Origin of the sequence: Pseudomonas sp. MIACH (genome assembly GCF_001269925.1) — a bacterium.
Classification (GTDB): Bacteria; Pseudomonadota; Gammaproteobacteria; order Pseudomonadales; family Pseudomonadaceae; genus Aquipseudomonas.
On the sequence record NZ_LHVO01000050.1, the window covers coordinates 1 to 26,667 of the forward strand.

General features: G+C 56.5%; 25 protein-coding genes. 18 read left to right on the forward strand and 7 right to left on the reverse strand.

The features are described 5' to 3' along the window. The 6 genes from AD670_RS31780 to AD670_RS18345 form a co-directional block, all read left to right on the forward strand. Nucleotides 1-208, forward strand: a 208-nt coding sequence (locus tag AD670_RS31780) for a hypothetical protein (protein WP_218187630.1), incomplete at its 5' end; no start/stop codon positions are given. A 102-nt stretch (nt 209-310) separates the two neighbouring features. Beyond that, the gene (locus tag AD670_RS18325; protein ID WP_053135409.1) at nt 311-853 is read left to right on the forward strand and encodes a hypothetical protein; all 543 of its coding nucleotides are present in this window, start codon (nt 311-313) and stop codon (nt 851-853) included. A gap of 121 nt (nt 854-974) precedes the next feature. Continuing rightward, nucleotides 975-1,760, forward strand: a complete 786-nt coding sequence (gene lepB, locus AD670_RS18330; RefSeq protein WP_053135412.1) for a signal peptidase I — start codon at nt 975-977, stop codon at nt 1,758-1,760. Next, complete coding sequence (locus AD670_RS18335) at nt 1,757-2,173, forward strand: hypothetical protein (RefSeq protein ID WP_053135415.1); 417 nt, start codon at nt 1,757-1,759, stop codon at nt 2,171-2,173. The genes lepB and AD670_RS18335 overlap by 4 nt, the downstream gene beginning before the upstream one ends. 90 nt (nt 2,174-2,263) lie before the next feature. Next, nucleotides 2,264-2,698 carry an RDD family protein gene (locus AD670_RS18340; protein WP_053135419.1) on the forward strand — a complete coding sequence of 145 codons (435 nt, stop codon included), beginning with the start codon at nt 2,264-2,266 and terminating at the stop codon, nt 2,696-2,698. 355 nt (nt 2,699-3,053) lie between these two features. After that, complete coding sequence (locus AD670_RS18345) at nt 3,054-5,639, forward strand: autotransporter outer membrane beta-barrel domain-containing protein (RefSeq protein WP_053135422.1); 2,586 nt, start codon at nt 3,054-3,056, stop codon at nt 5,637-5,639. A 134-nt stretch (nt 5,640-5,773) separates the two neighbouring features. On the opposite strand, the gene AD670_RS18350 is transcribed toward AD670_RS18345, so the two are convergent. After that, the gene (locus AD670_RS18350) at nt 5,774-6,361 is read right to left on the reverse strand and encodes a hypothetical protein (RefSeq protein WP_053135425.1); all 588 of its coding nucleotides are present in this window, start codon (nt 6,359-6,361) and stop codon (nt 5,774-5,776) included. Nucleotides 6,362-6,377: 16 nt separating this feature from the next. Beyond that, nucleotides 6,378-6,989 carry a hypothetical protein gene (locus tag AD670_RS18355; protein WP_082340995.1) on the reverse strand — a complete coding sequence of 204 codons (612 nt, stop codon included), beginning with the start codon at nt 6,987-6,989 and terminating at the stop codon, nt 6,378-6,380. A 172-nt stretch (nt 6,990-7,161) separates the two neighbouring features. Here AD670_RS18355 and AD670_RS18360 point away from each other — a divergent pair, with 172 nt between their 5' ends. The 7 genes from AD670_RS18360 (at nt 7,162) to AD670_RS18390 (ending at nt 12,496) form a co-directional block, all read left to right on the forward strand. Next, entirely contained in the window at nt 7,162-7,743 is a 582-nt protein-coding gene (locus tag AD670_RS18360) for a hypothetical protein (RefSeq protein ID WP_053135431.1), read from the forward strand. A 43-nt stretch (nt 7,744-7,786) separates the two neighbouring features. After that, nucleotides 7,787-8,467 carry a CsgG/HfaB family protein gene (locus tag AD670_RS18365; RefSeq protein ID WP_053135434.1) on the forward strand — a complete coding sequence of 227 codons (681 nt, stop codon included), beginning with the start codon at nt 7,787-7,789 and terminating at the stop codon, nt 8,465-8,467. Between the two features lie 29 nt (nt 8,468-8,496). Further along, a complete protein-coding gene (locus AD670_RS18370; RefSeq protein ID WP_053135437.1) occupies nt 8,497-8,859 on the forward strand; it encodes a DUF4810 domain-containing protein in 363 nt (120 codons plus the stop codon). Beyond that, the gene (locus AD670_RS18375) at nt 8,856-9,506 is read left to right on the forward strand and encodes a DUF799 domain-containing protein (protein ID WP_053135441.1); all 651 of its coding nucleotides are present in this window, start codon (nt 8,856-8,858) and stop codon (nt 9,504-9,506) included. The genes AD670_RS18370 and AD670_RS18375 overlap by 4 nt, the downstream gene beginning before the upstream one ends. Before the next feature lie 145 nt (nt 9,507-9,651). Then, the gene (locus tag AD670_RS18380) at nt 9,652-11,274 is read left to right on the forward strand and encodes a VWA domain-containing protein (protein WP_053135443.1); all 1,623 of its coding nucleotides are present in this window, start codon (nt 9,652-9,654) and stop codon (nt 11,272-11,274) included. A gap of 47 nt (nt 11,275-11,321) precedes the next feature. Continuing rightward, nucleotides 11,322-11,894: an RNA polymerase sigma factor gene (locus tag AD670_RS18385; RefSeq protein WP_053135446.1), complete on the forward strand. Its 573-nt coding sequence runs from the start codon at nt 11,322-11,324 to the stop codon at nt 11,892-11,894. Further along, entirely contained in the window at nt 11,891-12,496 is a 606-nt protein-coding gene (locus tag AD670_RS18390) for a hypothetical protein (RefSeq protein ID WP_053135449.1), read from the forward strand. The genes AD670_RS18385 and AD670_RS18390 overlap by 4 nt, the downstream gene beginning before the upstream one ends. A 47-nt stretch (nt 12,497-12,543) precedes the next feature. Here the strand turns inward: AD670_RS18390 and AD670_RS18395 are convergent, their stop codons facing one another. Further along, the gene (locus AD670_RS18395) at nt 12,544-13,179 is read right to left on the reverse strand and encodes a LysE family translocator (protein WP_053135452.1); all 636 of its coding nucleotides are present in this window, start codon (nt 13,177-13,179) and stop codon (nt 12,544-12,546) included. Between the two features lie 698 nt (nt 13,180-13,877). Between AD670_RS18395 and AD670_RS18400 the strand changes: the two genes are divergently transcribed. Beyond that, nucleotides 13,878-14,942 (forward strand): 2,3-butanediol dehydrogenase, encoded by a 1,065-nt coding sequence (locus tag AD670_RS18400; protein WP_227432305.1) that lies wholly within the window; start codon nt 13,878-13,880, stop codon nt 14,940-14,942. Between the two features lie 108 nt (nt 14,943-15,050). Here AD670_RS18400 and AD670_RS18405 read toward each other — a convergent pair whose 3' ends face one another. From AD670_RS18405 to AD670_RS32005, 4 genes are all read right to left on the reverse strand, one after another. Beyond that, a complete protein-coding gene (locus tag AD670_RS18405; protein WP_256243924.1) occupies nt 15,051-16,748 on the reverse strand; it encodes a B12-binding domain-containing radical SAM protein in 1,698 nt (565 codons plus the stop codon). A gap of 130 nt (nt 16,749-16,878) precedes the next feature. After that, entirely contained in the window at nt 16,879-17,784 is a 906-nt protein-coding gene (locus AD670_RS18410; RefSeq protein WP_053135462.1) for a DMT family transporter, read from the reverse strand. Nucleotides 17,785-17,887: 103 nt separating this feature from the next. Continuing rightward, on the reverse strand, nt 17,888-18,664 hold the full coding sequence (locus AD670_RS18415; RefSeq protein ID WP_053135465.1) for an AraC family transcriptional regulator: 777 nt from the start codon (nt 18,662-18,664) through the stop codon (nt 17,888-17,890). A 366-nt stretch (nt 18,665-19,030) separates the two neighbouring features. Beyond that, on the reverse strand, nt 19,031-19,213 hold the full coding sequence (locus AD670_RS32005; RefSeq protein ID WP_082340997.1) for a hypothetical protein: 183 nt from the start codon (nt 19,211-19,213) through the stop codon (nt 19,031-19,033). A gap of 832 nt (nt 19,214-20,045) precedes the next feature. Here AD670_RS32005 and AD670_RS18420 point away from each other — a divergent pair. The 4 genes from AD670_RS18420 to AD670_RS31485 all read left to right on the forward strand — a co-directional run. Beyond that, nucleotides 20,046-20,696, forward strand: a complete 651-nt coding sequence (locus tag AD670_RS18420) for a hypothetical protein (RefSeq protein ID WP_053135468.1) — start codon at nt 20,046-20,048, stop codon at nt 20,694-20,696. After that, entirely contained in the window at nt 20,689-21,447 is a 759-nt protein-coding gene (locus AD670_RS18425) for a class I SAM-dependent methyltransferase (RefSeq protein ID WP_053135471.1), read from the forward strand. The genes AD670_RS18420 and AD670_RS18425 overlap by 8 nt, the downstream gene beginning before the upstream one ends. Nucleotides 21,448-22,221: 774 nt before the next feature. After that, nucleotides 22,222-25,818, forward strand: a complete 3,597-nt coding sequence (locus AD670_RS18430; RefSeq protein ID WP_053135474.1) for an SIR2 family protein — start codon at nt 22,222-22,224, stop codon at nt 25,816-25,818. A gap of 102 nt (nt 25,819-25,920) precedes the next feature. Next, nucleotides 25,921-26,667, forward strand: a 747-nt coding sequence (locus tag AD670_RS31485) for an MvdC/MvdD family ATP grasp protein (protein WP_156338266.1), incomplete at its 3' end; no start/stop codon positions are given.

Sequence of the window (26,667 nt, forward strand, 5' to 3'; positions counted from 1 at the left end):
TATTCTCGATTGGGGAAATTTGTTGGGTGCCCCTCCTAAGACAATGATCGAAATGCAGTTGGGTCATTCGAAAGGCTCGATGGAGATGTATTTATGGTTGGCATACGAATTTGGCAAGAAATGGAATTGTGTTGTAGATGACGTTAATGCGGTGACGCTTAACTACTCCGAAGTCTGTGACAGGTACACAAGGTCGAGTATGAAATAGGAGAAAATAGGGGTCAGATAACGATTAGTGTGCCAATGTATATTGGTGGTTTGACCCTATTGTTACTCGCTAAATTTTTTGCCATAAAATCAGGTGGTAATTATGAGTTATGAGCATAAAGCATTTATTTTTGATATTGATAGTTTCAATCGTGAACTTAAGCCGTTGTTGGAGAGCTGTTTGCGCTCGGGAAGTATCGACCAGATGCGGGATTTCATTGTTTCTAATAGGCAGTCTCTAGTTGATCCATATGAAGGTTTTGCGTTAGAGGATGGCTGGGAAGATATGATTGAAAGCAAGGACGTTCATCAGTATGGGGATTTCGCACTTACGAAATATTATTCGCCTACTGATGACCGAGGGCTTGGCTTATGGTGGAGTATTTCTCAAGAGCTGTTTTCTGATAAAGGTAAATTAGGCTTCTCGCCTTTTTTAGGTACGCCGTTAGGTTCGGGATCAAATTTCTTTGATCCTGGGAAAATGGGTTCTTACTTCCAGGCTCAACATGAAGTGAGCGAAAGCCTAAGTAGGGTTTTGGAGGTCGAAGGAAAAGTTTCAGATGATGCGTTTGAGGCTGTTAGAGAATTTAAAAAAATGCTTGAGCAGGCGATAGACGAAAAAAAAGGGGTGTATATAACTTTTTAAGAATCAGGGTCAGACCACCGTCACAATCCTTAGCCAGTTAACAGCGATTAAAGGTTACGTGGATTGGCGAGCCCAGCAGTAATATGCGCGGCGCCAGCATTTACATTATTAAGGACGATCAATGAAACCCGCAAAATTCTCCCTCCAGGCCTTCCTGATGGCCTGCCTCATCCCCGGCTGGGGTTTGGTGTATGTAGGCCGCACGCAGTGGGGTATCCGGGTCGCAGCGTTGTTGCTCGGCGGGGTCGTGCTGATGGGTGCCTTGGGGTTGGTCACTACACCCCTTGGGCTGTATGCATTCTTCGCTTTCGTCATCACGGTCAAACTGACCTCTGCCATCGTGTCCGCCGTGTTGGCCCGTCGCTACAGCGGTCCGCCCAATGTGCCGCGTAAACGCTTCCATGCTCTTTACGTCGGTGTGGTGGTGGTCCTGGTGCTGACGCTCGACGTCTTTCGGGTGCCGTTGCTGGGCTTCAAAAACTATTACATTCCGTCGGGGTCGATGGTTCCGACGTTGTCGATTGGCGACTACATCATGTCGGACCTGCGGGCTGGCGTGCCCAAAGTGGGGGATATCGTGGTGTATCGCTGGAATGGCACCGAGGCGGTCAAACGGGTGGCGGGAATCGGTGGTGACACTCTGGCCATCGTCAATGGCGAGCTGATCCGCAACGGTGAGAACCTGGGTTTGTTTCACGCACCGGCTGAGCGCGTCAAAAAGGACTACTCCCTTGAGTTGGCGCCACTCCAGGTAGCGCCGGGGCATGTGTACCTGTTGGGCGACAACCGTGATGTCAGCAACGATAGCCGCTTCATGGGCCAGGTTGCGCTTGATGATGTGGTGGGCAAGGTCTCCGGCATCTGGTTCTCGAATGAACGAGCGCGTATCGGGACGACGTTTCCATGAGCTTTTCGAGTATCGGCTGTCGGATCGCCCAGTGGCTGTGCCTGCTGCTGATGTGCGTCAGCGCCATCGCGTTCATCCTGGCCTGGGCCTACCTCTATCGTGATTCGTCTTGGTTGGGCACGGCCGCGGCGGGTTTCGTCTGGGGTGGGATCGGGTTGTTGTTCGCGTGTGTGTTTGAACGGTCTCGAACCGCCGCCGCCACGTTGCGATTCATGCTGACTCGGACATCGGCGTTGCTGGTGTTTGCGGCCGGGGTGGCCTATCTGGTTGGCCTGTTGTGGGTCGTGCCGGAGCAGGACTTTATGGACGCTCAGTTAAAGGGCGCGTCGTGCGGTAAGTACACGGGCACGATTGAGGAAGGGTGGGAGCAAATCTGCGCCCGTTCACATTCAGAACAGCCACAAACGCCATGAGGTTAAAGCCACCGCGTATGGACGCGAGCGGGCATGTACAACGTGTGCCGGCCTCAATGACATCTCTTCGACTTTTGGATAAATGACTGTATGAGCGAATCAGTATCGGCCGCAGGCACCTGGAACCTCGCCAGCCCAGGCAAGCGCCTGCTCGGCTATTTCATCGATATGGCCGTGGTGCTTTTCCTGCTGTTTTTGAACCGAAACCTGGACTACGCCTATTTCTATCTGGGCTCTGCAGGAGGCCCGGCATTGTTTGATGCCCTCCACTATGTGCTGCTGTTTTCAGCCTTCGGGTACTACTTGTTTTGCGATGCCTTGCCCAATGGCCAGAGCTTGGGCAAGCGGGTATGCGGCACGGCCGTGGTGGGTTACCCGTACCCCACGAACTGCACGCTGTTCCAGTCGTTCCTGCGCAATTTTCCGAAGATGCTGTTCAGTGTGCTGGACGGTCTTTTTGTACTGTTCGGCCTGCGTCGTCGCTTGGGCGATATGTTGGCCAAGACGATTGTCATCAGTACCTGAGCAGGGCGGCCTGGGCGGGCCGCCCGCACCCTTCAAACACTCCGCAATGTGATCGACTACACAACTTTCCGACACAATCCTGAACCTTTTCATACATTTGAAGGTCATTACCGCGCCCACCCACGCGCGGTAGGGCTGCATGGACTGCAGCGTTTTCAAAAACATTAAGGATTGATGTGAGCTTTTTTCCCCTTACTCCCTTGTTCGCCACTGCCTCTCGCGGTGCGAATGGTCGTGCCTGCGTATCAGGCATGTGCGACGGGAGATGCATCCGAGTCCCTTGATCCCTTCACTCGATACACCTACTGCCGCCGGGCCTGTTGGCGGCTTTGACCTGTAGTTCATGGAGTCAGAAATGAAGCGTAAGCAGTTCCAGAAAAGCCTGTTGGCAATCATGGTCGGCGCAATCAGCACGCAGGTGCTGGCGGTGGAAGTTGACCTCGGGGCAGGCAAAACCCAGTTCGTCAGCGAGAATTACAACGAGTCGCTGATCCTCACCGGGCAGACCACTCAGGTCACCACCCCGAACAATTCGCCCCCTGCCGGGCTGGGTGTCGCCGATACCCATATCCAGGGTTCGTTGATCAACCGCGCTGACATCACGCTGAATGCCGACGGCTACACCGTGCGAGGCTTTGCCCTGGACCCGATGTTCTGGACCGGCCCGCCCAACCTGAGCCCAGGCTCTGTCACCGGTGACGTGGTACAGGCCGGCAATATCCTGATGAACAACGGTGGCGACGAGGGTGTTGAGATCGGCAGGACCACTATCGGTGGCAGCGTGATCAACTCCGGCACCATCATTTCGACGGCACCTTCGGCGCCCGCACCGCCACCTTTCTATATCGGCGGGGGCGAGGGGATTTACCTGCACGGCACCACCATCGGCGGCGATGTGTCCAACACCGGTCTGATCGACATGGCCGGCGAAGGCGCGATTGGCATCGTGCTGGATCGCGACAACAACACCCCCACCACCATCGGCGGCAAGATCCTCAACTCCGGCACTATCAAGGCCACGGGTGAAGGCGCTTGGGGCATCGAAGTGGAAACGGATACCAGCCCGCTGCGTATCGAGAACAGCGGCTTGATTTCTGCCAACGGCAATGACGCCCAAGGCATATTTTTTTATAACGGCACCATCGATTACATCCTCAACACCGGCACGCTTGAGGCCAAGGGTACCAACGCCAATGCCTTCCAGTTCCTGGAGGCAACCTTTGCCCAGAACAGTGCGAGCGGTTCGCGCGGCATCGTCAACCGAGGCACAATCACCGCCGATGGCACGGCGATCCTGGTCGGTCCCGACCAAACCTCGCCGTTCGAAATCAACCAGCAAGCCGGCGAAATTCGCAGCAATTCCGGCACCGCCATCGATGCGCGCAACCTGGCAACCTTGAACTGGACCGGCGGCAACATCATCGGCGATATGCTCAACCTGAGCGCCGTGAATATCGACGGCCAGGCCGGTTTCACCGGTAATCGCATCATCGCACCGGTGTCGGTCAACTCGGGTTCGCTGAACCTCTCGGCCCCTGGCACCGCCATTACCGGCAACCTCAATGTGGCCAATGGCGCCGGCATTGATATGCACCTGTCCGACAGCGTTGTGCCGACCACGCCGTACCTGACCGTCAACGGCGCCGCCAACTTCGCCCAGGGGTCAAAGCTGACCGTGAGCGCCAACCCAGGCGACTTCGCCAGCACCAATAACGGCACCGAATACACCCTGCTGCAAGCCACCAGCGTGCAAGACAACGGCCTGTCCGTGGCCAGTTCTTCCTCTCTGCTCGACGTGCTCAGTTACTCGGCCGATGCGCAGACGGTGAAGACCGTGGTGGCGGTCAAGGCCGACCAGCAAGTCCAGGCGGATCTCGCTGGCGTGGGCGCCACCAGCGCGGCGGTCACGGCGGTCAACACCTTCAAGAACGGTGTGTTGAGTAACCTCAGCGCGGACGATCAAGTCTTCCAGGCCCTGGCCAATGCCGGCACTGCAGAGCAACTGGCGCGGATCGGCGATCAGCTCAAGCCGGACGTCAACCGTGGCGCCCTCGACGTGGCGTTGTCGGGGCAAACCGTGGTCAACGGCGCGATCTTCAATCGCCTCACCGACCAGCGTGAAAGCCACCAGGTCGGCGGCGTGTGGGTGCAGGGCCTGAGCAGCAACATGGACCAGGACGGTCGTGGCGGTGACAACGGTTACTCGGCCAACAGCAGCGGCATGGCGGTGGGTGTGGACGGTCGTGTGAACGACACCACCACCCTGGGCGTGGCGTACAGCTACCTCAATTCCAACATCCATTCCGACCTGGGCAACAAGACCGACGTCGAAGGTCACGCGCTGTCGCTGTATGGCAACTGGTCGCTGCAAAACTGGTTTGTCGACGGCAGCCTCAGCTACGGCCACAACCAGAACGACAGCAAGCGTCATATCGCCGGCACCACGGCCAAGGGCAGTTACGACAGCAATGTGTTGTCGGCCAGCGTGATCGGCGGCTACAGCTTCAAGCCGTCGCAAGCGGTGGTGATTGAGCCGCGTGTGGCCGCGCGTTACTCCAACGTGCGCATGGATGGCTACGACGAGAAAGGTTCTTCGGCGGCACTGAGCACCGGTTCGCAGCGTTATGAAGTGGGTGAGCTGGGCGCGGGCCTGCGCCTGGCCGGCAACCTGCCGATGGGTGCCGGCAGCTTGCAGCCGGAAGCGACGTTGATGGCCTATCACGACCTGATGGGTGATCGCGTGGCGCAAACCTCCAGCTTCGTGGCCGGTGGTTCAGCGTTTACCGTGACCGGTGCGTCGGTAGCCCGTGACAGCTACGAAGCCAGCGTGGGCGTGAACTACCAGGTGTCGGACTTCAGCGTCGGCGCCAGCTACACCCGCCAGGCGCGCAGTGGTTTTGATGCCGATGGCGTGATGCTAAAAGCGCGGTACGCGTTCTAAACCCCGTCAAGGAGGTCCGCTGTAAGTGTTGTGTGCGACAGCGCTAAATCTGCGACTTAGCGCTGTCGCTCAGTAACTTGAACCCTGTGGCAAGCCCGCTTGCCACAATTAGCGCCATTCACACAGCAGCCGGGTTACAGCAACTTGCGCTGCACCGCCTCGTCCAGCGTACTGCGCGTCAGCGCTTCGACCACTTCCCGTGTGTCCGCCTGGAACGGGATGCCAACGATCAGTACCAGGTGCATCCAGGTGCGCACTGATTCGCTCTTTTTGACGCGGCCCAGCTCCTTGCCATCCTTGTCCTTGAACACTGTCTCCAGGGTGAAGGTGTTTTTCGCTGTGCTCGGGATGATGAAGAACGTCGCGCCGGTGATGATCGCCGAGGCCATGCTGAACTGTTCGTTGTTGTGCAGCGTGGCATCGACGTAGATATCCGAGTCGACCTTGTCAGTGCTTACTCGCGAGAAACGGTTGGACTGGCGAAACGAATCGGCCACGGCCTTTTCCCACAGCGCCACCGGGGCGCCGACTGCCGCGTTGCCTGGGCCGCCGTTGACGTGGTTTTGCGCGGTGGTGTGCACGTACGCCGTGGGCTTTTGCGCCGGCGCGTTGGCGGTCGGTGGCCAGGGCTGTACGGCGGGCAATTCGTGCTGCGAGTAAGACACGCAGCCGGTCAGCAGGACGGCGGCGAGTACCAGGCTGTGTTTGATCAATCCTTTCATGCATCACTCCTTGAAATTACGGTTTGGCCAGGTTGGCAGTGGCGGTGTCGAGCAGTTGTCCGACCAGTTTGGTCAGCTGTTGGCCACCCATCGACGGTGCCCAATATTGGCCACTGTAGAGCCCGACGTTGTGTTCGAATTTGATCGAATCCTTGGCCTTGGCCAGCTCCTTGCCGTTGCGGTCGACGATCACCAGGTCGCCGGCCACCTCGAAGCTGTCTACGTAGATCGGGCCGTTGACCCAGATCCAGATGGTCAGCGTCAGCAGTGCGCCAGGCACGTACGCCGGGTGCGGCGCGCGATGGCCCTTGAGGGCGGTCATGTTGAATTTGAGCGTCACGTCCTGCTCGCCCAGGCGTACCGGATACTCGGTGACCTGCTTGAAGTAACCCCCGGTGCGTACGTATTGGGTGATCTGGGCAGTCAGGGAGCTGCTGATGGCGGCCTTGTTGGCTTCGTTGACGTCGGCGGCGCTCACCGTCACATCGGCGATTTGCGCGCTGCGCGGGCTGCTGACAGATACCGGGTGGAGCGGGGCGGCGATAGGGCCGGTGACGGTGTAGGAAACGCAGCCGGTCATCGACAGCGCGGCGACCAGGGCTGTAGCCCGAAGCAGAGTGTTAAGCACGCAATATCCCTATAAGTGAGCAAGCCAAGTTACTATCTCGACCCGTATCCGCATAACTTGAGGGAATGTGCGTCACCTCACGGCATCCGACGAAACACCTTGAGAAGCGCTCTCAACTCCGTAAAATGCCGCGATTGTTTAAAGCACGATACTTTCAGGGATGAATTCAGACATGCGTATGTTTGCCGTATTCCTCGTCGCCTGCCTCATGGCGGGCTGCGCCTCCAAGCCGGAGTACTACATCTCCCCGGCGCCGGTCACGATTCCGAAGACTGCTACTTACTGGCTCGACACCTTCAACGTTGAGGTGAAGGGCAAGAGTAAGCACTTCATGTCGGATGACAAAGTTCGCCAGGAGCTCGGCGTCGATCTGGTAAACCGCTTGCTCAAAGCCAAGCGTTACGCAACCAGTAAAGACAGCGCCGATTATTTGCTGGATGTCGACGTCGTCTATGTGCGCCATATCATCGACTCCAATGGTGGGTTTTCGAACCTGTTGATTGACGACGGCACCATCCTTCAAAGCATCGATTTTGGCTACAAGGTCAAGGTCAAGAAAGCCGGTGCCGAGGTGCTGCACTTCGCCCAGAACCGCCCCAGCCTGGAGCCCAGCAACTGGCGAGGCCAGCCGCAACAATGGAGGACCCTTGCCGGCGTTGTAACCAACAGCGGTAACTCCAGTGTCGAGCGGTATTTCACTAGTGGGCTAAGCGACTTCATCGTCGACGACCTACGCGATATTCCGTCTCGCTAGCGTCAACTGCCATACCCGATTCCCCCCCATTTAGGAGCACCCCGTGAACACACTGTCCAAAATCCTGCTGTCGGGCCTCACCGCCGCAGCGCTGCTGACCGTGACCGGTTGCGCCACGGAGAGCAACCGCGCCATGCCGGTGGAACAGGTCGCCAGCGCCAACGTCGCCTATTCCGGCGTACGCGTGCCAATCGCCGTGGGCAAGTTCGACAACCGCTCCAGCTACATGCGCGGCATCTTCTCCGATGGTGTTGACCGCCTCGGTGGCCAGGCCAAGACCATCTTGATCACCCACCTGCAGCAGACCAACCGCTTCAGCGTGCTGGACCGCGACAACATGGGTGAAATCTCCCAGGAAGCCGCGATCAAAGGCACCGCGCAGAAGCTCAAGGGCGCTGACTACGTCGTGACCGGCGACGTGACCGAATTCGGCCGCAAAGAGACCGGCGACCGCCAGCTGTTCGGCATCCTCGGCCGTGGCAAGACCCAAGTGGCCTACGCCAAAGTCGCACTGAACATCGTCAACATCAGCACCTCCGAAGTGGTGTATTCCACCCAGGGCGCCGGTGAATACGCGCTGTCCAACCGTGAAGTGGTCGGCTTCGGCGGCACCGCCAGCTACGACTCCACCCTTAATGGCAAGGTCCTGGACCTGGCCATGCGCGAAGCGATCAACCGCTTGGTCGACGGCATCAACGCCGGCGCCTGGAATCCGCGCAACTGATCAACCGCACTTCAAGGAGCAGTACAAGGATGAGCAAGGCAGTGAAGTTGGCGCTGATGCTGACAGCAATCGCAGTAGTGACCGGGTGCCACACGGCGCCCCAGCCCCTGTATCAATGGGAAAGCTACCAGCCGCAGGTTTACGAGTACTTCAAGGGCGAGCCCAAGGAAGCGCAGGTCGAGGCACTGGAGCGCGATCTGCAAAAGATCAACGCCAGTGGCCGCAAAGCGCCGCCGGGTTACCACGCGCACCTGGGCATGCTGTACCTGAGCATGGGCAAGGATGACCAGATGGTGCAGGAATTCCGCACCGAGAAGGCGCTGTTCCCCGAGTCTGCCTCGTACATGGACTTCCTGTTGAAAAACGCCAAGACCGGAGTGGCCACTAAATGAGCCTGTTAAAACTCACTGGCGCCTTGCTGGCCCTGGCTTTGCTCGGCGGTTGCGCAGCGCCCAAGACCATTGACTACACGGCGTATAAACAGGCGCGGCCCAAGTCGATCCTGGTACTGCCGCCGCTCAATGAGTCGCCGGAAGTGCAGGCCTCGTACAGCCTGGTCTCGCAAGTGACCTACCCGCTGGCCGAAGCCGGCTACTACGTGTTGCCGATTGCCCTGGTGGACGAAACCTTCCGCCAGAACGGCCTGACCACCGCCAACGATATCCAGGCGCTGCCTGTGGCCAAGCTGCATGACATCTTCGGCGCGGACGCAGCGCTGTACATCACCGTCAGCGAGTACGGCACCAAGTACATGCTGATCTCCAGCGACACCGCCGTGACGGCCTCGGCCAAACTGGTCGACCTGCGCACCGGCACCACCCTGTGGACCGGCTCGGCGCGGGCCTCCAGCGAGGAAGGCAACAACAACAGCGGCGGCCTGGTGGGTATGCTGATCACCGCGGCGGTCAAGCAAGTGATCAACAGCTCCACCGATGCGGCGCACCCGATTGCCGGCATTACCAGTGCACGCCTGCTGACGCCGGGCCAACGCGCCGGGATCCTGTACGGTCCGCGTAACCCGAAGTACGGCACAGACTGAGTTCATCGCCTCGGTTCAAATGTGGGAGGGGGCTTGCCCCCTCCCACATTTGAATGTCTGTGTTATTTGAATCAGAGTTAACCCGAACACCCCGCACCTTGCGTCTGACCTTGTGAACGGATCATTCATTCACGAGGTTCAGCCCATGTCCCACCCTCTGTTTTTCCTGCGTCCTGCCGCCCAAGGCTTTGCCGTCACCATGGTGGTGGCGTTGGCCGGTTGTGGGCTGTCCTCATCCCCTGAGTTGGCCAAACCGGCTGAGCCCGTCGCCGAATTGCAAAGCGCGCCGGTCCAGGGCGCCTTGGTCAAACGCATGGCAATGCCCGCCCCAATGCGCATGCAGGAATCAGCGGCGATGGACTATCGCAGCGAACCCCGCGAGCAATACGCCAACCTGCCGGACAACCCGGTGCATCGGGTGGCCGAAACGCCGGTGTCCACCTTCAGTGTGGATGTCGACACGGGCAGCTACGCCAACGTCAGACGCTTCCTCAACCAAGGCAGCCTGCCGCCCGAAGGCGCTGTGCGACTGGAGGAAATGGTCAACTACTTCCCCTACAACTACGCCTTGCCCACCGACGGCTCACCGTTTGGCGTGACCACCGAAGTCGCCGCCACACCGTGGAACCCGCGCACGAAACTGCTGCGCATCGGCATCAAGGCGTCTGACCGCGCCGTGGCGGACCTGGCGCCGGCCAACCTGGTGTTCCTGGTGGATGTGTCCGGCTCCATGGACCGCCGCGAAGGCTTGCCGTTGGTGCAAAGCACCCTGAAATTGCTGGTGGACCAGTTGCGTGATCAGGACCGGGTTGCATTGGTGGTGTATGCCGGCGAATCCCGCGTGGTGCTCAAGCCCACATCGGGTCGCGACAAGGCCAAGATCCGCAATGCCATTGATCAACTCACCGCCGGCGGTTCCACGGCAGGCGCATCCGGCATCGAACTGGCCTACCAGATGGCCCGCGAAGGCTTTATCGACAAGGGCATCAACCGCATCCTGCTGGCCACCGACGGCGACTTCAACGTGGGCGTCAGCGACTTCGACAGCCTCAAGCAAATGGCCGCCCGCCAGCGTAAAAGCGGCGTGTCCCTGACCACCCTGGGTTTCGGTGTGGATAACTACAACGAACACCTGATGGAGCAACTGGCCGATGCCGGCGACGGTAATTACGCCTATATCGACAACTTGCGCGAAGCCCGCAAGGTGCTGGTGGAGCAGCTCAGTTCAACCCTGGCGGTGGTCGCGCGGGATGTGAAAGTGCAGGTGGAATTCAATCCGGCACAGGTCAGTGAATATCGACTGCTGGGTTATGAAAATCGCGCGCTCAAGCGTGAGGACTTCAACAACGACAAAGTCGATGCTGGCGAGATTGGCGCAGGGCATACCGTGACCGCGCTGTATGAAATTGTGCCGCAGGGCGAGAAAGGTTGGTTGGAGCCATTGCGCTACAGCCGCGCGCCCTCTGCTGAAGGCGGCGCCAATGAGCTGGCGATGTTACGCGTGCGCTACAAGCCTGCCACGGGCGGTGATAGCCGCTTGATCGAACGGCCCATCAGCAAGGAAGTCACCCAGGCCAGCGACGACCTGCGCTTCTCGGCGGCGGTGGCCGCCTTCGCCCAACAGCTCAAGGGCGATGGCCGCTACACTGGCAGCATGAGTTTGAAGGACACCGCCGCCCTGGCCCGCTCGGCCCGGGGCGATGACCCGTTCGGGCTGCGCAACGAGTTCGTGCAACTGGTGGAACTGGCCCAAAGCCTGAAACCCTGATCTTGAACGCAACAGCGTTAAATTTATAAAAGGAGTTTGCCCCCTGCATGGCTGTTCCAGATGATCCACCCAGCGACGAATCGCTGCTGGCCCGTTACCGAACCGGTGACGCCGCTGCGTTCGAAGCCTTGTACGCGCGGCACCGCCAAGGCCTCTACCGCTTCCTCGTGTCCCTGAGCAACAAGGCCGAACTGGCCGAGGAAATCTACCAGGAGACCTGGCTCAGCCTGATCCGCAGCAGCACCCAGCCGCAAGGCCGGGCGAGCTTTCGTACATGGCTGTTCCAGATCGCCCGCAACCGCCTGATCGACCATTGGCGCAAGCACGGCATCCATAACCCCTTGCACGACAGCTACGATGAGCAACTGCACGCCCAGGCCGACGACAGCGCCGGCCCCGAGCAACAGCTGAGCCTGAGCCGCGACCAGGCGCGCCTCGACGCTGCCCTGCAAGACTTGCCCGAAGACCAGCGCGAAGTCTTCCTGCTGCGCCTGCACGGCGAGCTCGAAGTGCCGCAAATCGCCGCCCTCACTGGCGCCCCGCTGGAAACCGTAAAAAGCCGCCTGCGTTACGCCCAGCAGAAACTGCGCCGCCTGCTGGCCGAGGAGATACTTGCATGACCGACTCCCGACCCACTCCCGACACCGACGACGTGCTGATCCAGCATTACCGTCAACACAGCACCGGCGAGCCGCCCGCGTCCCTCGACGCTTTCATCCTCAACGCCGCCCGCCGCGAAGCCCCGACGCCGCAACCGAGCCTATTGCAACGCTGGCTGCAAGCCTGCCAACGCCCGCGCTGGCAAATGGCATTCGCCACCGTGGCCGGTTTGGCGCTGATGATCGGCGTGGTCACGCGCTCGCCAGTGCCGCAGCCCGAAATCTCCACGGCGACCTTCTCCGCCATGCACGAGGAAGCCGCCCGCCCGGCGCCGCAAGCGTTGTCCGCACCCGCGCCGATGGCGCGCATGGCCGCCGCGCCCAAGGCTGAAAGTGCACCGGTTCAGGCTGAAATTGCAGGTGCGATGGCAGATGAATCCAGCGCCAGACTCAGCAAGCGCGCGCCGTCAGCGTTGCCGTCGCTGGAGCAAGAGTTACAGGCGATCGTGCGCTTGCGTGAAGCGGGTGAAAGCAAAGCCGCGGATGAAAAACTGCTGGCCTTGCACGCGCGTTTCCCCGAAGAAGACCTGCCGGCGCGGCTGGAGGCGCTGCGCAAGCACTGACCACAAAAGACAGCACGGGCCACCGGTATGACCCTAAAGGCCCGTGTTCAACGCCGCGCATCAAAAGCCATGCGCACCGCCAGACCTGCCAGCACCGTCCCCATCAACCAGCGCTGCACCAGCTGCCATACCGGCTTGGCCGCCAGAAACGTCGCGATCGAACCGGCCATGATGGCGATCACCGCATTGACGCTCACACTGATCATGATCTGGGTAAAACCCAGCACGATGGATTGCGTCAGCACGCTGCCGTGGCCGGTGGGGGTGATGAATTGGGGCAGCAATGACAGATACATCACCGCGACTTTCGGGTTCAACAAGTTGGTCACAAACCCCATCATGAACAGCTTGCGTGGGCCGTCCCTGGGCAAATCACGCACATGAAACGCCGAGCGCCCGCCGGGCTTGACCGCTTGCCAGGCGAGGTACAACAGATACAGCGCGCCGCCGAGCCTGAGCGCGTCATACGCATACGGCACCGCCATCAGCAGCGCGGTAATACCCAGCGCCGCGCACAGCATGTACACGACGAAACCCAGCGCCACACCGCCCAGTGAAATCAACCCGGCCAGCGGCCCCTGGCAGATCGACCGCGAGATCAGGTAGATCATGTTCGGGCCGGGCGTCAGCACCATCCCGAGCGAAATCAGACCATACGCCAGCAGGCTCGACAGTTCGGGCATGGGTTCACTCCTGTAGGTAGAGCGCGTCGTTGCGCAGGTTGAATGCGCCTGATGGTAGGGCGGGAGAAGGGCGCGCGTTAGATACAGATGGGCTGACAAAACGCCATACAGGTGGCTCGGGCCCGAGGCAGTCAGTTAAGGGCGAACACCACACTTGTGGCGAGGGAGCGGGCGCTTATCAAACTTAAAATAACTGCCTGATTTTAAAGGGTGAAAACTTCACCCTAAAGTTTTGAGTCTTGCATAAACAATTTCAGGCGAGCGCACTCCTGTGGCGAGCGGGCTTGTCCCGCGTTGGGCTGCGCAGCAGCCCCAGAACCAGGCGCAGAGGAGTGCCTGATACACCGCATTCGTCTTCATCAGGGGCGCTTCGCACCCCAACGCGGGACAAGCCCGCTCGCCACAGGTTACTTTTACCCGTTCTACTCCTTAACTGACTGGCATTAGGGCTTGCGCTGAGACGCAACGTCTCACGGTCTCGCCGCTACCGCCTGCGGTCTGGCATGGCGCGTCTCGTTTGACCTCGATACCGACCATCCTTGGGATTCCATTCGGCGGCTCTAAGAAAGGCGTATCCAGGCGTTTTTGCACAGCTGGCACTGGCCTTGCTCTAGCCCCTTGCAACCCACCCGGTGCGCGAGTGCCAACCGTTTCAAGGAGACTTCGCTATGAGCCTTTCGAGCAATTCGCAACGCAGCATGCGTGCCGCTGTCTGGCACGGTCGTAACGATATCCGCGTCGAAGACGTGCCGCTGCCCGTTTCGCCGCCTGCCGGTTGGGTGCAGATCCGCGTGCAATGGTGCGGTATTTGCGGGTCCGATCTGCATGAGTATGTGGCCGGACCGGTGTTCATCCCGGTTGACGCTCCGCACCCGCTGACCGGGATTAAGGGCCAGTGCATTCTCGGTCATGAGTTTTGTGGCGAGATCGTCGAACTCGGTGCCGGCGTACAGGGCTTCAGCGTCGGCGAGCCGGTGGCGGCCGATGCCTGCCAACATTGCGGCACGTGCTACTACTGCACCCACGGGCTGTACAACATTTGCGAGAACCTGGCCTTTACCGGCCTGATGAACAACGGTGCGTTCGCCGAACTGGTCAACGTGCCCGCCAACCTGCTGTACAAGCTACCGGCGAACTTCCCCGCTGAAGCCGGCGCACTGATCGAGCCGCTGGCCGTCGGCATGCACGCGGTGAAAAAAGCCGGAAGCCTGCTCGGGCAAAACGTCGTGGTGGTCGGTGCCGGCACCATCGGCCTGTGCACCATCATGTGCGCCAAGGCGGCGGGCGCGGCGCAGGTGATCGCGCTGGAAATGTCCGGCGCGCGCAAGGCCAAGGCCCGGGAAGTGGGCGCGACCCATGTGCTCGATCCCAACGAGTGCGATGCCCTGGCCGAAGTACGCCGCCTGACCGGCGGGCTCGGCGCGGATGTCAGTTTCGAATGCATCGGCAACAAACACACGGCCAAGCTCGCCATCGACCTGATCCGCAAGGCCGGCAAGTGTGTACTGGTGGGCATCTTCGAAGAACCCAGCGAGTTCAACTTTTTCGAGTTGGTGGCCACGGAGAAACAGGTACTCGGCGCGCTGGCCTATAACGGTGAGTTCGCCGACGTGATCGCGTTTATCGCGGATGGGCGGCTGGACATCTCGCCGCTGGTCACGGGGCGCATTCAGCTGGAACAGATCGTGGGCCAGGGCTTCGAGGAACTGGTTAAAAACAAGGAACACAATGTGAAGATCATCGTGTCGCCTGCTCGGGTCTGAAGCGTGGGCTGTGCCCCCACTCCTGACTCTCCAAGCCAGACTGAGGAGGGGAGTGGGGGCAAGATTGTCGGTATGACGCTAAAAGTCTTCGCAGCCGGCGGCCTTCAATCACGCATCCACGGGCCAGGTACCGCGACGCACCATCTCCCGGACACGATCAGCGCCGTTGGCCCGAACCAGTAACTCCATGCGTGCTTTCTCGATGTCCTCGGCGCTCCATTGGTCGGTCGCCATCGTGGCTTTTTCATGGGACCAACCGTTGTCGTAGTGACGCACCACATACTGCTGCTGGTATTCCCACATCGACGTCCCGGGAATCGGCGTGACGATAAACGGGTTGGCGTACGCCATGCCGGCGCCCATGAGGTTGACCGCGTAATCAATGGTGCGGTCGATCAGTTCCAGGCTCTCAACAAAAGGCTTTTGCCCAGGCCCGCCGGGGGGATTGACGAACCCCAGCATGAACCCGCCGGTGACCTGAATGCCGTGCTCGGTAAAAATCTCGATGAGCTCGAACGTCGAGTGCTGGATCGCGTTAAGTCGGGATTTGTTGGAATTGACCAGGCTGTCTTCGTTCGCGCTCTCCACCGCGAGGTAGATGTTGTAGCAGCCATTTTCGGCAATCGAGCGAATGAACTTCCTGGCCGTGAGCCCGCCTTTTACTGCCTCGATCACATTGCGATATTGCGGGTTCTTGCGCTCCTTCTCATCCATCTGGTCGATAAAGCGTTCGCCCAAATGCAGCAGGATCAGGTTGAAAAGGCTCAACCCGCCCTCTTCGACCCAGGGCAAGTCATGTTTTTTCAGGAGCTTGCCAACCTCCATCGCATACAACGGGTCGTGCATCAGGTGATCGTCCTCGATCAGCACTTCAGTGACCCCCTGTTTCACCAGATCGGCCAGGTGCAGGTCAAACCAGTCCAGGCCAAGTGCACGCCAAGGGCCGTTGATTTTCGGGATGTAGCAGAAGTTACAGTTCACGTTGCAGCCAATCGTGGAGAATATCTGCGCCCAGGCGCCATGCTTGCGTACGCGTGCCCCTGAGGAGTGATAAGGCTGCAGGTAATGCTTCATGTCCAGAAAGCTGAAGTCCGGCAAGGGCATGACGCCCAGCCGCTCTTCGAGGTCCTGCCGCTTGGGGATGATGCTCAGGTAGCTGGACTTCTGGGTGGGCCGAATCAGTTGCCCGCGGCTGTCGCGGTACGCCACCCCAGGTACGGCATTGATGTCTGTGCCTTCGTGGGTCAAGGCATCCAGCAGCAGGGTAAAGGCGCGGTCAGCTTCATTGATCAGCGCGAAGTCGAAGGCCGAATCCAGCAGTGCGTTCTTCCAGTCACCACTGGAGTGGGCGCCGCCAGTGACCAGCACCAGGTTGGGATCGAGGGTTTTCACCAGCTCGGCCAACGCCCGTGCATTGCCCCATTGCACGGTGTAGTTGCACTGGATCCCGACAATATCGGGCTGCGCGGTTTCGATGATTTCGCGTATCTGCGTATCGGTCAGGCCGTAGCGGATCAGATGCCCTTGGTCGACCTTGACCAGGCTGTGCTCCTGGGACCAGCCGGCAAAGGGCGAATCGACAATCTGCACGTCATAACCGGCACGCCGGGCTACCGTGGCGATGCGCAACAGGCCGATGGGCGTACCGGCACGCTTCATCACTTCGAACGTATCAATGCCGATGCGGGCAAATGCGCTGTCGTGCGACGTGGGCTCGATCAGGCGTGTGTAGGGCGGCACAAACAGCAGCACACGAGGCGCCTCGCCATGGGCGCGACGACGGATGCCGGTTCGGCTGTTCAGCAACGATGGCTTTCCCAGATGACTGAGTAAGGGCCGCGTGGGCGCGACTGAAAAACTCGGCCCGTCGCTCTCGATCCTCATGGTTCCCTGCGAAGCTATCAAGTTCATTTCCCTGTCTCCTTACCCGTCGAGATCAACGCGAGGTCGTGCGTGAGCGTGAAGTGGCGATGACCGCCCCCGTAATGATCAACACCGCGGGAATCATCAAGATCGGCTTGGCATCGCTTTGCCCCACGGCAATCAGCAGCAGTGTGGAGAACAGCGGCGCCAGGTAAGACAGGGCGCCCAGCATCGATAGGTTTCCATGCTTGGTCGCGTGGTCCCAGGCGAAAAAAGCCAGGCCCACCGGGCCCAAACCCAGGGCAATGATCGCCGCCCACTGGCCCGGCTCAGGCCGCACCGTGGTTTCGAACGCCAGGTGGCAGAGCCCCCCGGCTACAGCCACCAACCCGCAGATCCCCCCGACTATGCTGCTCGGAACATGGCTGAACCGCCGGTTGAACACCGAATAAATCGCCCAGACCCAGGCACACGCAAAGGCGGCGGCGTAACCGATAACCGGCATCGACGCACTGTCACTCCGGGCCCGCAGTTGCATGATGAAGGCCGTCCCCGCCAGGCCGAGCAAGGCGCCCAACAGCTGGCGCTTGCGCAGCGACTCGCCGGTGGCAAAGCTCGACAGCAGCACGATCAGCAGCGGCCACAGGTAGGCAATCAGGCTGGCTTCAGCCGCAGGCGCGGCCTTCAGGGCAAAGAAATACAACGCGTGATAGACGAAGATCCCGGCAAACCCCGTCGCCCACACAGACCAGGGCTGGCGCCAACTGCTGAACCCTGCTGCGCCACGTATCCCCAGCACGCACAGGCTGGCCACGAACGCGACCGCGAAGCTCAAAGCCAGCAACTGAAAGGCCGGGATCCCGGCGGTCAAGGTGGTCAGAAGCGCCAGGCACGCCCACAAAAACACGGCAATCACCCCGATCAGCGTCGCACTGGCGGTGCCCTTGGCAAGGGTGATGGATGGGTTGGAAGTGCTCATGCAAGCCCCGTCTGCGGAAAATCCTCAAGCGGGAACAATAGAAAGGTCGAGAGAGCGAGTATTGATCAGGCCCGCCAAAGAATTGTTCGGGACTGCTGTTTTTTCAGGGATCTCGCCCTTGTTTACGCACCACAGCCGGCGTCAGATGGCGGGCTTTCTTCAGGGCATGGGTTAACGCACTCTGGTCGGCGTACCCGGCGCGATGCGCAATATCAATGATCGACAAAGACGTTTGGCGCAGCAGGTCAATGGCCAGATTCAGACGCAAGTTCGCGATATGCGAGAACGGCGTTGTGTTCAGGTGCTGCCCAAACAGCACATACAAGCGCCGCTCACTGGTGCCCGCATAACGCGCAATATCATGCGCCGTCAGGGCCGTGCCCAAGTGCTGCTCGATGTAGGCCAGCGCGCGAGCAAGAATGAACTGACCGGGATCGCTCCGCGCAACCTCGGGCTGCAATAACGAACACAGCAGCAACCGACTCCAGGACTCGGCCATCGCGAGCGAGCCGACCAACTGTGGCCCGTTGCAACTGGCGTAATCGAGCAAATGCCGTATATCGGGCCTGACCGCAAAAAAGCGCTTGTCATTGAGTGGGTCAAATGATGCAACCGTACCCTTCTGCGCCTCGCCACGCTCGGTCGAGACGTCCAGCACCAGGAAACGGTTATGGGTATTGGCCAGGAACGTATGTCGAGCCCCAGCAGAAATCACCACCCCCTGACTCGCATCGACCTTGCCACCTCGACCGTCGACCTCAATCTCCATCGACCCGGATTGAGGGAGCACGATTTGATGAAAGTCGTGCTGGTGAAGCTCGACCTGACCGGAGTAGGAGCGCAATGAGAGAGAGAACGATTGGGGGGTGGGGGTGCTCATCCGTGAGTCTCCGGGGGTGAGGGGGGTATCGTATGTCAGGGTTCTGGTTGGATGCCAGACTGTATCTGGGGGGATTCGTGGGGGGAAGACAGCGATAAACCGTCAGAAACAAGAAAGCCCGCACGGGGCGGGCTTCTTGGGGTGTTTCGTAGACTGTCTGAGACAGCCAGAAACTAGTATCTGGTGCCCGGCGTCGTTTGAACTGGACAGTAAGAACCCAGTATTCATTGGGTATGCTTGGTGTTTCTTCGGTTAGGCATACACGTGGGCATACCCGGCGCTTCCTTCTGGCCTCTTTTTCGAAGTGTCCCCGTAGGGTAAAGCAAAACCCAATGGTGGTTGATGTACTGCCAACCAGCTGAGTAGTTACTTCTTCGCTCGACCTTCTGCCGCCAGTGAGGCGAGCGCAAGTGTGATGAATCCTGCGTTTCCATCGAGGGTATCCAGTGCCCCTCGAATGTTCTGTGCCACTTCTGTAGATCCTCTTTGCTCAACCCAGTTTGACAGCTCCTCGATAGCTGCCCCCAGGGCCAGTTGGTTTTCATTCATGCGCTTGAGTAATGACGCAAGCAAAGGGGGGGGGCCATGATGTTCTCCCGCCCTGTTGTCAGGTAGTCAATTTACCTCGAGCCAGTGGCATTGCATATCAGCTGTACTTACCACCTGGTGATCAGAAATCACGCCGACCATCTTGATTCACTAGAGGCCACCAATGTGGTGTAGGTCCAATTTGGAAAGGCACCATGAGAGTACACACCCAGCCCCCCTCAAAAACCGGTGTTACGAGTGTAACGCCCTTCACCAAACGCCCGGTTTCATTGGCTTTCAAGCCTGTTACACAGTTGAGCGGCATTGCGTACATCGGATGTAACGCAGCCCGTGCGTGTAACGCTACAGTCAGCATCCAGGTGTTGTGGGCAGGCGCTTTGCGCTCCAGCCTACCAAGCGAATTTCGATGGCTCCGCCTCTCGATGAGAGAAAATCACGCTGGGAACCCTGAGAGGTTTCGCTTCACACGGGGCATGAAACCCGCCGGATCGTGGTAGCGGCAACCACACCAGCTTACTGAAATTTCAATGTTGAAATTGAAAGGATTTTGAAGAAAAAAGGGCATCGTTACCGTATTTGTAACGGTACTCGCAGATAGCTGAAAGGTTAGGGCATATGCACAGGTGAACTGGAGTTCACCAGGTTCACCTGTTCACTAAGCTGGGTGCCCTTCCGCTAACACGATCCGGCGGGTTTCATGCCCCGTGTGCGGCCGAATATCTCAGGGGCCCCCGCATATCTAACGCAATGTGCCACTATAGGAACCACCAACCCGCCACAGCTGACGCTCTGTCAAACTGAATAAGGGAAATCATCAAACAGGGATGAAACGATGGAAGGATTTTGGGACCGCTGGGGAAATCTGATTCAACGCCTTGTTGCTTCAGTAGGATCACAGGCTTCTTTGTTAGCACTTGTACTCGTCTTCATGCCGCAGCCAGTAGACCTTTACGGGTGGCCTGGTGCTCTGGCTCTTGCGGCAGGGGTGCTGGCGTTTGCCAGCATCTGCCTTGAGTTTAGGGCTGACAAAAAGGCTCACAACAACAGGAAAACGTACGAAAAGGACGATGTAATTGGCATTAAGGCCTATATGCACAGATGGATTGATGACAGCGGCAGAGCAATCATCTGGACACGCGACCTAAGCTGGGCAGACGATGACTCGACTAAAAAGCTACTCAAGGAGAAGGCGCAAGAAGGGAACTTAACTGTCTGTATGCCAAAAATGACGGAGTTAGGAGAGGTACTTAGAGCAGCCGGAGCCAACGTTTGGATCTACGGAAGACCGAGCTTTCTCGCTCCAGCATCACGCTTCACAATTGCACACTTTGGGAACGGCGGTTCTCAAGTCGCGATTGGTCGTGGAGGGCGTGGTATCCATGTGATTGAAGAAATTGACTCGAGCCATCCTGCACTTCACATGGCGGTTGATCTCGCTAGCCTAGCTGAGCTGCTCCATAAGGAGAACGCCGCCCATGTTTGATGTTCTGAACTCTCAACCAAAACCTCTGGCGGACTTGACCCAGCAATGGGATCAACTGGCGAAGGAAAGAGCGCGACAACTCAGCAGCGGGCTAGACATCAGTTTCAGTAAAGTGGTCGCTCCAACAGCGTTAGGACTCCTCCAGGGCGCAGACCTTTCAGCGCTCTTGGACATTGGCTCTGGCACTGGCCACTTCGCAACCCTTGTTTCCCCACTTGCAGGCTCCGTCATAGGGGTAGAACCTTCAGGTGCGAGCGTCGAAATTGCGATGCATCTCTGTGAGAGTCGCACCAATGTCAGGTTCATTCAAGCGGCCGTGGAAGACGTGACGGTGACTCAACTCAATGGTCTAGCTAGTGCCGCCACCGCAGTAATGGTGATGATGGCAGCTCCGGACTTGGGACGGTTCGCTGCAGCGGTGAATGCTCTACTTCGGAGCAATTCAACGTTCGTAGCGGTGATTCCCCATCCGTGCTTTTGGCCTGAGTACTGGGGATACGCAAATGCCGAGTGGTATGACTACACCAAGGAGACCTTCGTAGAAGCACCTTTCAAAGTCTCCCGTGATCAAACTTCAATACGAACAACGCACATTCACCGTCCACTCAGTCAATATCTATCTACCTTCGCAAAGCATGGCTTCAAATTGGTGGCCTTTGAAGAACCAATACCGGAAGAGAGCGTGCAGGCGATGTATCCAGAACCTTGGCATTTCCCTAGGTTCGCCGCGTTAAAATGGATTAAGGAATAGAGGCACACTCAAAATTATTAATACAGCGCCTTCGTTCGTGTATACCTACATGTATCCCTAAATGTAAAACCATGCTGTAGGGCACGAATTATATAGAACGCGCGAGTCTCCCAGGACCCTCGCCACCATGGGGTAACGAGGCACCTGGTAGTTGGTTTTCAACATCACATTCAGCTGTACGGATGTATTCATTGACCAGCCTGAGCTACGTTGCTGCAGGGAGGAGTAACCCGGTGACCTGTTTTCATATTTCCATACGTTCGGTTGGCTTTCGAATTCTCAGTGATTTATTAAGACAAGCGCGCCCGGGTTTCTGTCGCTGAGGGATCCGAGAGAATTGGGCGAGGGGGGATTCCCACTGCTGCTAAAACTGTGTAACAGGTGTAATTGGCATAGCAAATTTTAATAGGTCATTGAAAAATATAGGTATTTGTAAGGTGCATCTTGCCAGTCGTGACCATGCGTTAAATGTAGCAGGGGATACGGATGTAACGTTGTCGAAAGCGAGCAAAAATTACATTAAGTGATTGAATTTAATGGTTTTTTTAGGATTTAAACGTCGTTTAGACGGCTTTTCACTATCGAGCGCGTTAGATTAGGGTCACGTTCCTTAGAGGCAGGGTATTGAACGCTAGCTGATTAGCGTATAGCGTTCTGGAATGCTACTTGTATCGCGCTTGGAACGTTCACCGGCTCCCCGATGGTCTGGATCCGTCTGTTTAGTGAGAACATATCCGGTGTCTTAATCAGTTCAACTATGCAGGGAGCATTTTCTTGAGTCTTAGGTTTTCCACAGAAGGTCCAGCCTTTCCCGAGCAACTGGTCGATGCGTTACTCGCAGGGGAGGTGGTATTTCTATGCGGCGCAGGTGTGAGCGCTCCGCAACTACCTGATTTCAAAAGTTTAGTAGAGCGATGCTTTATACGACTAGGATTGGAAAAGAGTGCATCCGAAGAGCAGTCATTTAAAGACGGGCGCTTTGAAGAGGTATTGGGCTCTCTTAGCCGTCGTATTGTCGATCCGGGAGATATGACCAAGGCCGTGGTGGAGTTGCTAAAAGCCCCGGAAGAAGCAGACCTCGCTCACCACCGCACCATTTTGCGGTTATCGCGCAACCTGGAGAACCGTCCAGTAATTGTCACAACCAATTTCGATACAATGCTTGAAAGAGCTCTTCTTAGCTTCGAGGGCGTCGAGCAGGCACGACTACTAAGTTTTGCGGGACAGGATTTACCAACGCCAGGTAGTGCCGGCTTCGGTGGAATCATTCATCTCCACGGCCGTGCATCTGACGAACAAATCGGTTTGGAACAGACGCCGTTCGTTGTGACAAGTGCTGACTACGGAGACGCCTACATGCGTTCAGGGTGGGCATCCCGTTTTTTGTTCGATTTGTGTCGATGTAAAACAATTGTGCTCATCGGCTACAGTGCAGGCGATGCTCCAGTACGTTATTTCCTCAATGTGCTTGAAGCTGATCGACAGAGATTTCCAGATTTACGCGCCGTTTACGCGTTAGATTCGGTCAATGCCCGGGAGGAACCTGATGCGCGTTGGAGCGCACTGGCGGTTCAACCGATTGTGTATGAGGTAATTACCGATCCTATAAGTGGTAAGCGGGACTACAGCGCATTATGGCGTGATCTAGGTTTGCTCGCAGACGTTGTAGAGCGACCTCGTACAACCCGTCGAGCGTGGGCTCAAGCGATTTTGCGTAGAAATTTTTCTGAAGCTCAACCTTCTGACCATGATCGCATTTTGTGGTTGTTGCGAGGACGTCGCGACGTCTGGCCAGTTGCAATCTCCACTATTGACGACGTCTACTGGTTGGATTTTCTTGTAGAGCGAAATGTCTGGAGTAACGAAGATGCTGCTTGGCTCTTCGCTGCATGGCTCGCTCGTGATCTGCAGTCAGCTACTCGGTTTAAAGTAGCCATAGCTTGGCTAAAATGGCTTGGTAAACCCTTCGCGGAAGCTGTTTCTCGCCATGCTCGCCAGGCTAGAGGGCTGCCAGAGTTTTGGTTACGAGCTTGGCTCTTGTTTGCACAATGCCAGCCCCAGCGAGATAGGAGTTTAGAGGAGCAGCCCTTCGTTATACAGGAGAGACTTCGCAGTAAAGTGGTGCTTAGTTCTGATATATACCAAGCTATAGATGTTCTTGCGCCACTGCCCGAGCTGACGTCCCGTATAAGCTCGGTATCTATTCCTCCCACTCGGCTATCCGACTTAGTAAATATCAGATGGTCAGTGCAAAACGAAGGTGAAGCTTCAGATCTGATCGATACCCTTGTAGCGGTCGCGCGGCCGAACGCCATCATGACAGTTGCCACGGCGAAATTTGAAGAAATCGTATGTGCTTCGATTGACTTCGATTTGATTGACGAAGATTACGATAGTAATGAAAGTTCAGTTCCATCAATAGAGCCGCACATCCAAAACGAAAATCACGACGGGTTAGTATTTCTCGTCCAACTACTTGCACGATTACTTCCCGACGCAGCCCGAGCGGATAGAGCTGCGAGTCGATGTTTGGCGGATCGTTGGTACCAACTTCCGGGATTTCTTGGCATTCGGTTATGGTTGCACGCATTACGTAACATTACGCTCTTCACTGCGGATGAGGCTATTGCCGGGGTAGCAGCGCTGTCGCATAACGCTTTCTGGCATATACAGCGTGAGCTTGCGTTAGTTCTATCTGATCGTTCTAAATATGCGAGTCTTGAGATTGTTCGACAAGTAGAGACCCGAATTCTAACAGAGGCCGACACTTATTTTGAGCGGTACACTATCGAAGACGGACAGGTTGATTGGCGTGACCACGCTGCGGATACCGAAGTGTGGCTTCGGCTATCTATGCTGGAAGAGGCTGGAGTTTTGTCTGAGACTGGACTGGCAAAACTAATTGCGATAAAAGAGCGTCGTGATTATCTTGATCGTAATGTAGAAGATAGGGATCTCTTTAGATCTTACACGACAGGGGTGCAGATGGTTGTAGGCGATGTCCAACCGATTGTCGACGCTGCAGACGACGAACGTTTGGAGATTGCGAAAGCGGTAAAACAAAGTTCTGATATCAGAAAGCACCTAGGATGGAGTGTATATTGCAGCACTGATCCGAGAGGTGCATTTGATACTATTAGTCAAGCACCACTTGATTCCTCAAATGCTCCACTTTGGGGGGATCTAATTGGTTCATTGTCGTTTCGGCAAGAGGAACCTGACGCAGTCGTTCGCGAGCTTACCATCAGCGTTTTTGAAGCTCTCCTGCCAGCGTCTGACGCTTTCATTACACCGATAGTCAGTCGGCTAGCGGACCTTTATTTCAGCGCTGCAAGACAATCTTCGCCGGGTATTGTGGGCTGGTGGATACGTTTGTTTGATATTGCTGTAGATCAAGATAGTCAGTCTTTAGATATAAGTCGGGATCTTTTCTCTGACGCTATAAATTCCCCATGTGGGCGCCTTGTCGAAGCGGTGTTATTAGATATACGTAAAAATTTCCAGGCTGGTGAAGTGATCGGAAGAAGTAGGCTTGAGTTTATACTTCATGCAGCGTCTGCTGTGGGTCGGCAAGGAGCGTTCAGTCGCGCGATTCTGGTTCGAGATGCCGCTCTAATCTTATCGATGGATGATCGTAGCATTGTTAGGGTACTTGACTCTGCGCTTGATGGAATTTCAAGTGAAGCAAGAGCGTTACGTGAAGTATTAGTTATTCATTCAGCGGGGGGAGTGGTTGTGTCTTCGGCATTCAGTCGGCATATTCTTTTAGGTGTAGTCGAAAATAACGGACTGCAACGAGGGGGAATTGGTGCAGCTGCAAAGATTCTTGCTCCGGCGTTAGCGATCATTCGAAACGAACACAATGCCCCCGATTGGGGTATCGGACTTGAGCAAACTGCTTCGTCATTGCGCAATGGAGCATCGACGTTGCGCGAGGGGGCGATACAGGTACTGAGACAGTGGATTCCCAAATTAGGTGTTGGGCCAGATGATGCATGGAGGACTTGTATAGGACCGTTAATTTCTCGCGTCTGGCCGCGTGAGCGAGTGTTGTGTGACAGCCGATTAACAGTTCACTTTTCCGAACTGGCGATCGCATCGTCAGGTGCATTCCCTTACGCACTAAAACAATTGCTCCCTTACTTGACCCTGGCGGATACGCACTTTAGCCTTCACAGTATCGAGAAATCTGACTTGCCTGAAAAATTTCCTCAGGAAACTCTAGTATTACTTTGGAGGATCTTTGGTCCTGGCTCCACTGGCGTTTATGGATTGCCTAAAATTCTAGAGCGAATGATCAAGGTAGACCCTTCTATTGAGTTGGATCGTCGGCTTCAATGGCTTGATCAGAAAGCCCTGCGCTTTGAATAGAGGCAGCGCGGCCGACGTGCCCGCAGTTGGGTTTTGCGCATGGTTTTTCTGGCTATTGCTTAGCACGAAATAATAGTTGGCTTCAGGTGCAAGGATGTTTACATGCGAAAGCAGATATTGATGATAACGTCTACTAATGACTTGACATGTGATTATTTGACGAATGCATATTCTGGTGTTTCATTCTATAGACTGAATTTTGACGAGTTTTCTAAGTACTCCATAGGGGTGGATGAAAGTGGATTTCAGATAGATTCAAGTGAAAAATCTATAAATTCTCAGTCTTGTCTGTCAATTTATTATCGCAAGCCAGTTGTTGAGGATTTGGATGGAATATTTGAAGAGAAATATCATTCATTTGTTCATAAGGAATCGTATTCTCTAGTTGAGGGGATAGCCGAATCTTTCCACGGTCGCTGCTTGACACGCCCATCGGTAATGAGAAGAGCGAATAATAAAGTTGTCCAATTAATTCTTGCGAGAGAAATCGGATTTAAACTCCCGTCATCCTCAATCACTAACTGTCCTTCTAATATAACCTCTGTCGGCAAAGGGAGTAAGATAGTGAAGCCTTTGGCTGTTGGAACTATAGTCAGTGACGGTGTGAAAGAGTTTGTGCAAACTAATTTTTTGGATGAATGTGTTTCTACGGAGTACCTAAAATATTCACCTGCGTACTTTCAAGAGTATATAAGTAAGGATTATGAGGTTCGATCGACTTTTGTCAATGGAGAGGAGTTTTCAGTTAAGATTTTATCTGAAAATAAAGTCGACTGGAGGAAGGCAAATAATAATATAAGTTATGATCTAATGCAGCTTCCTAGTGATATTTATAATATGTGTGTTGTG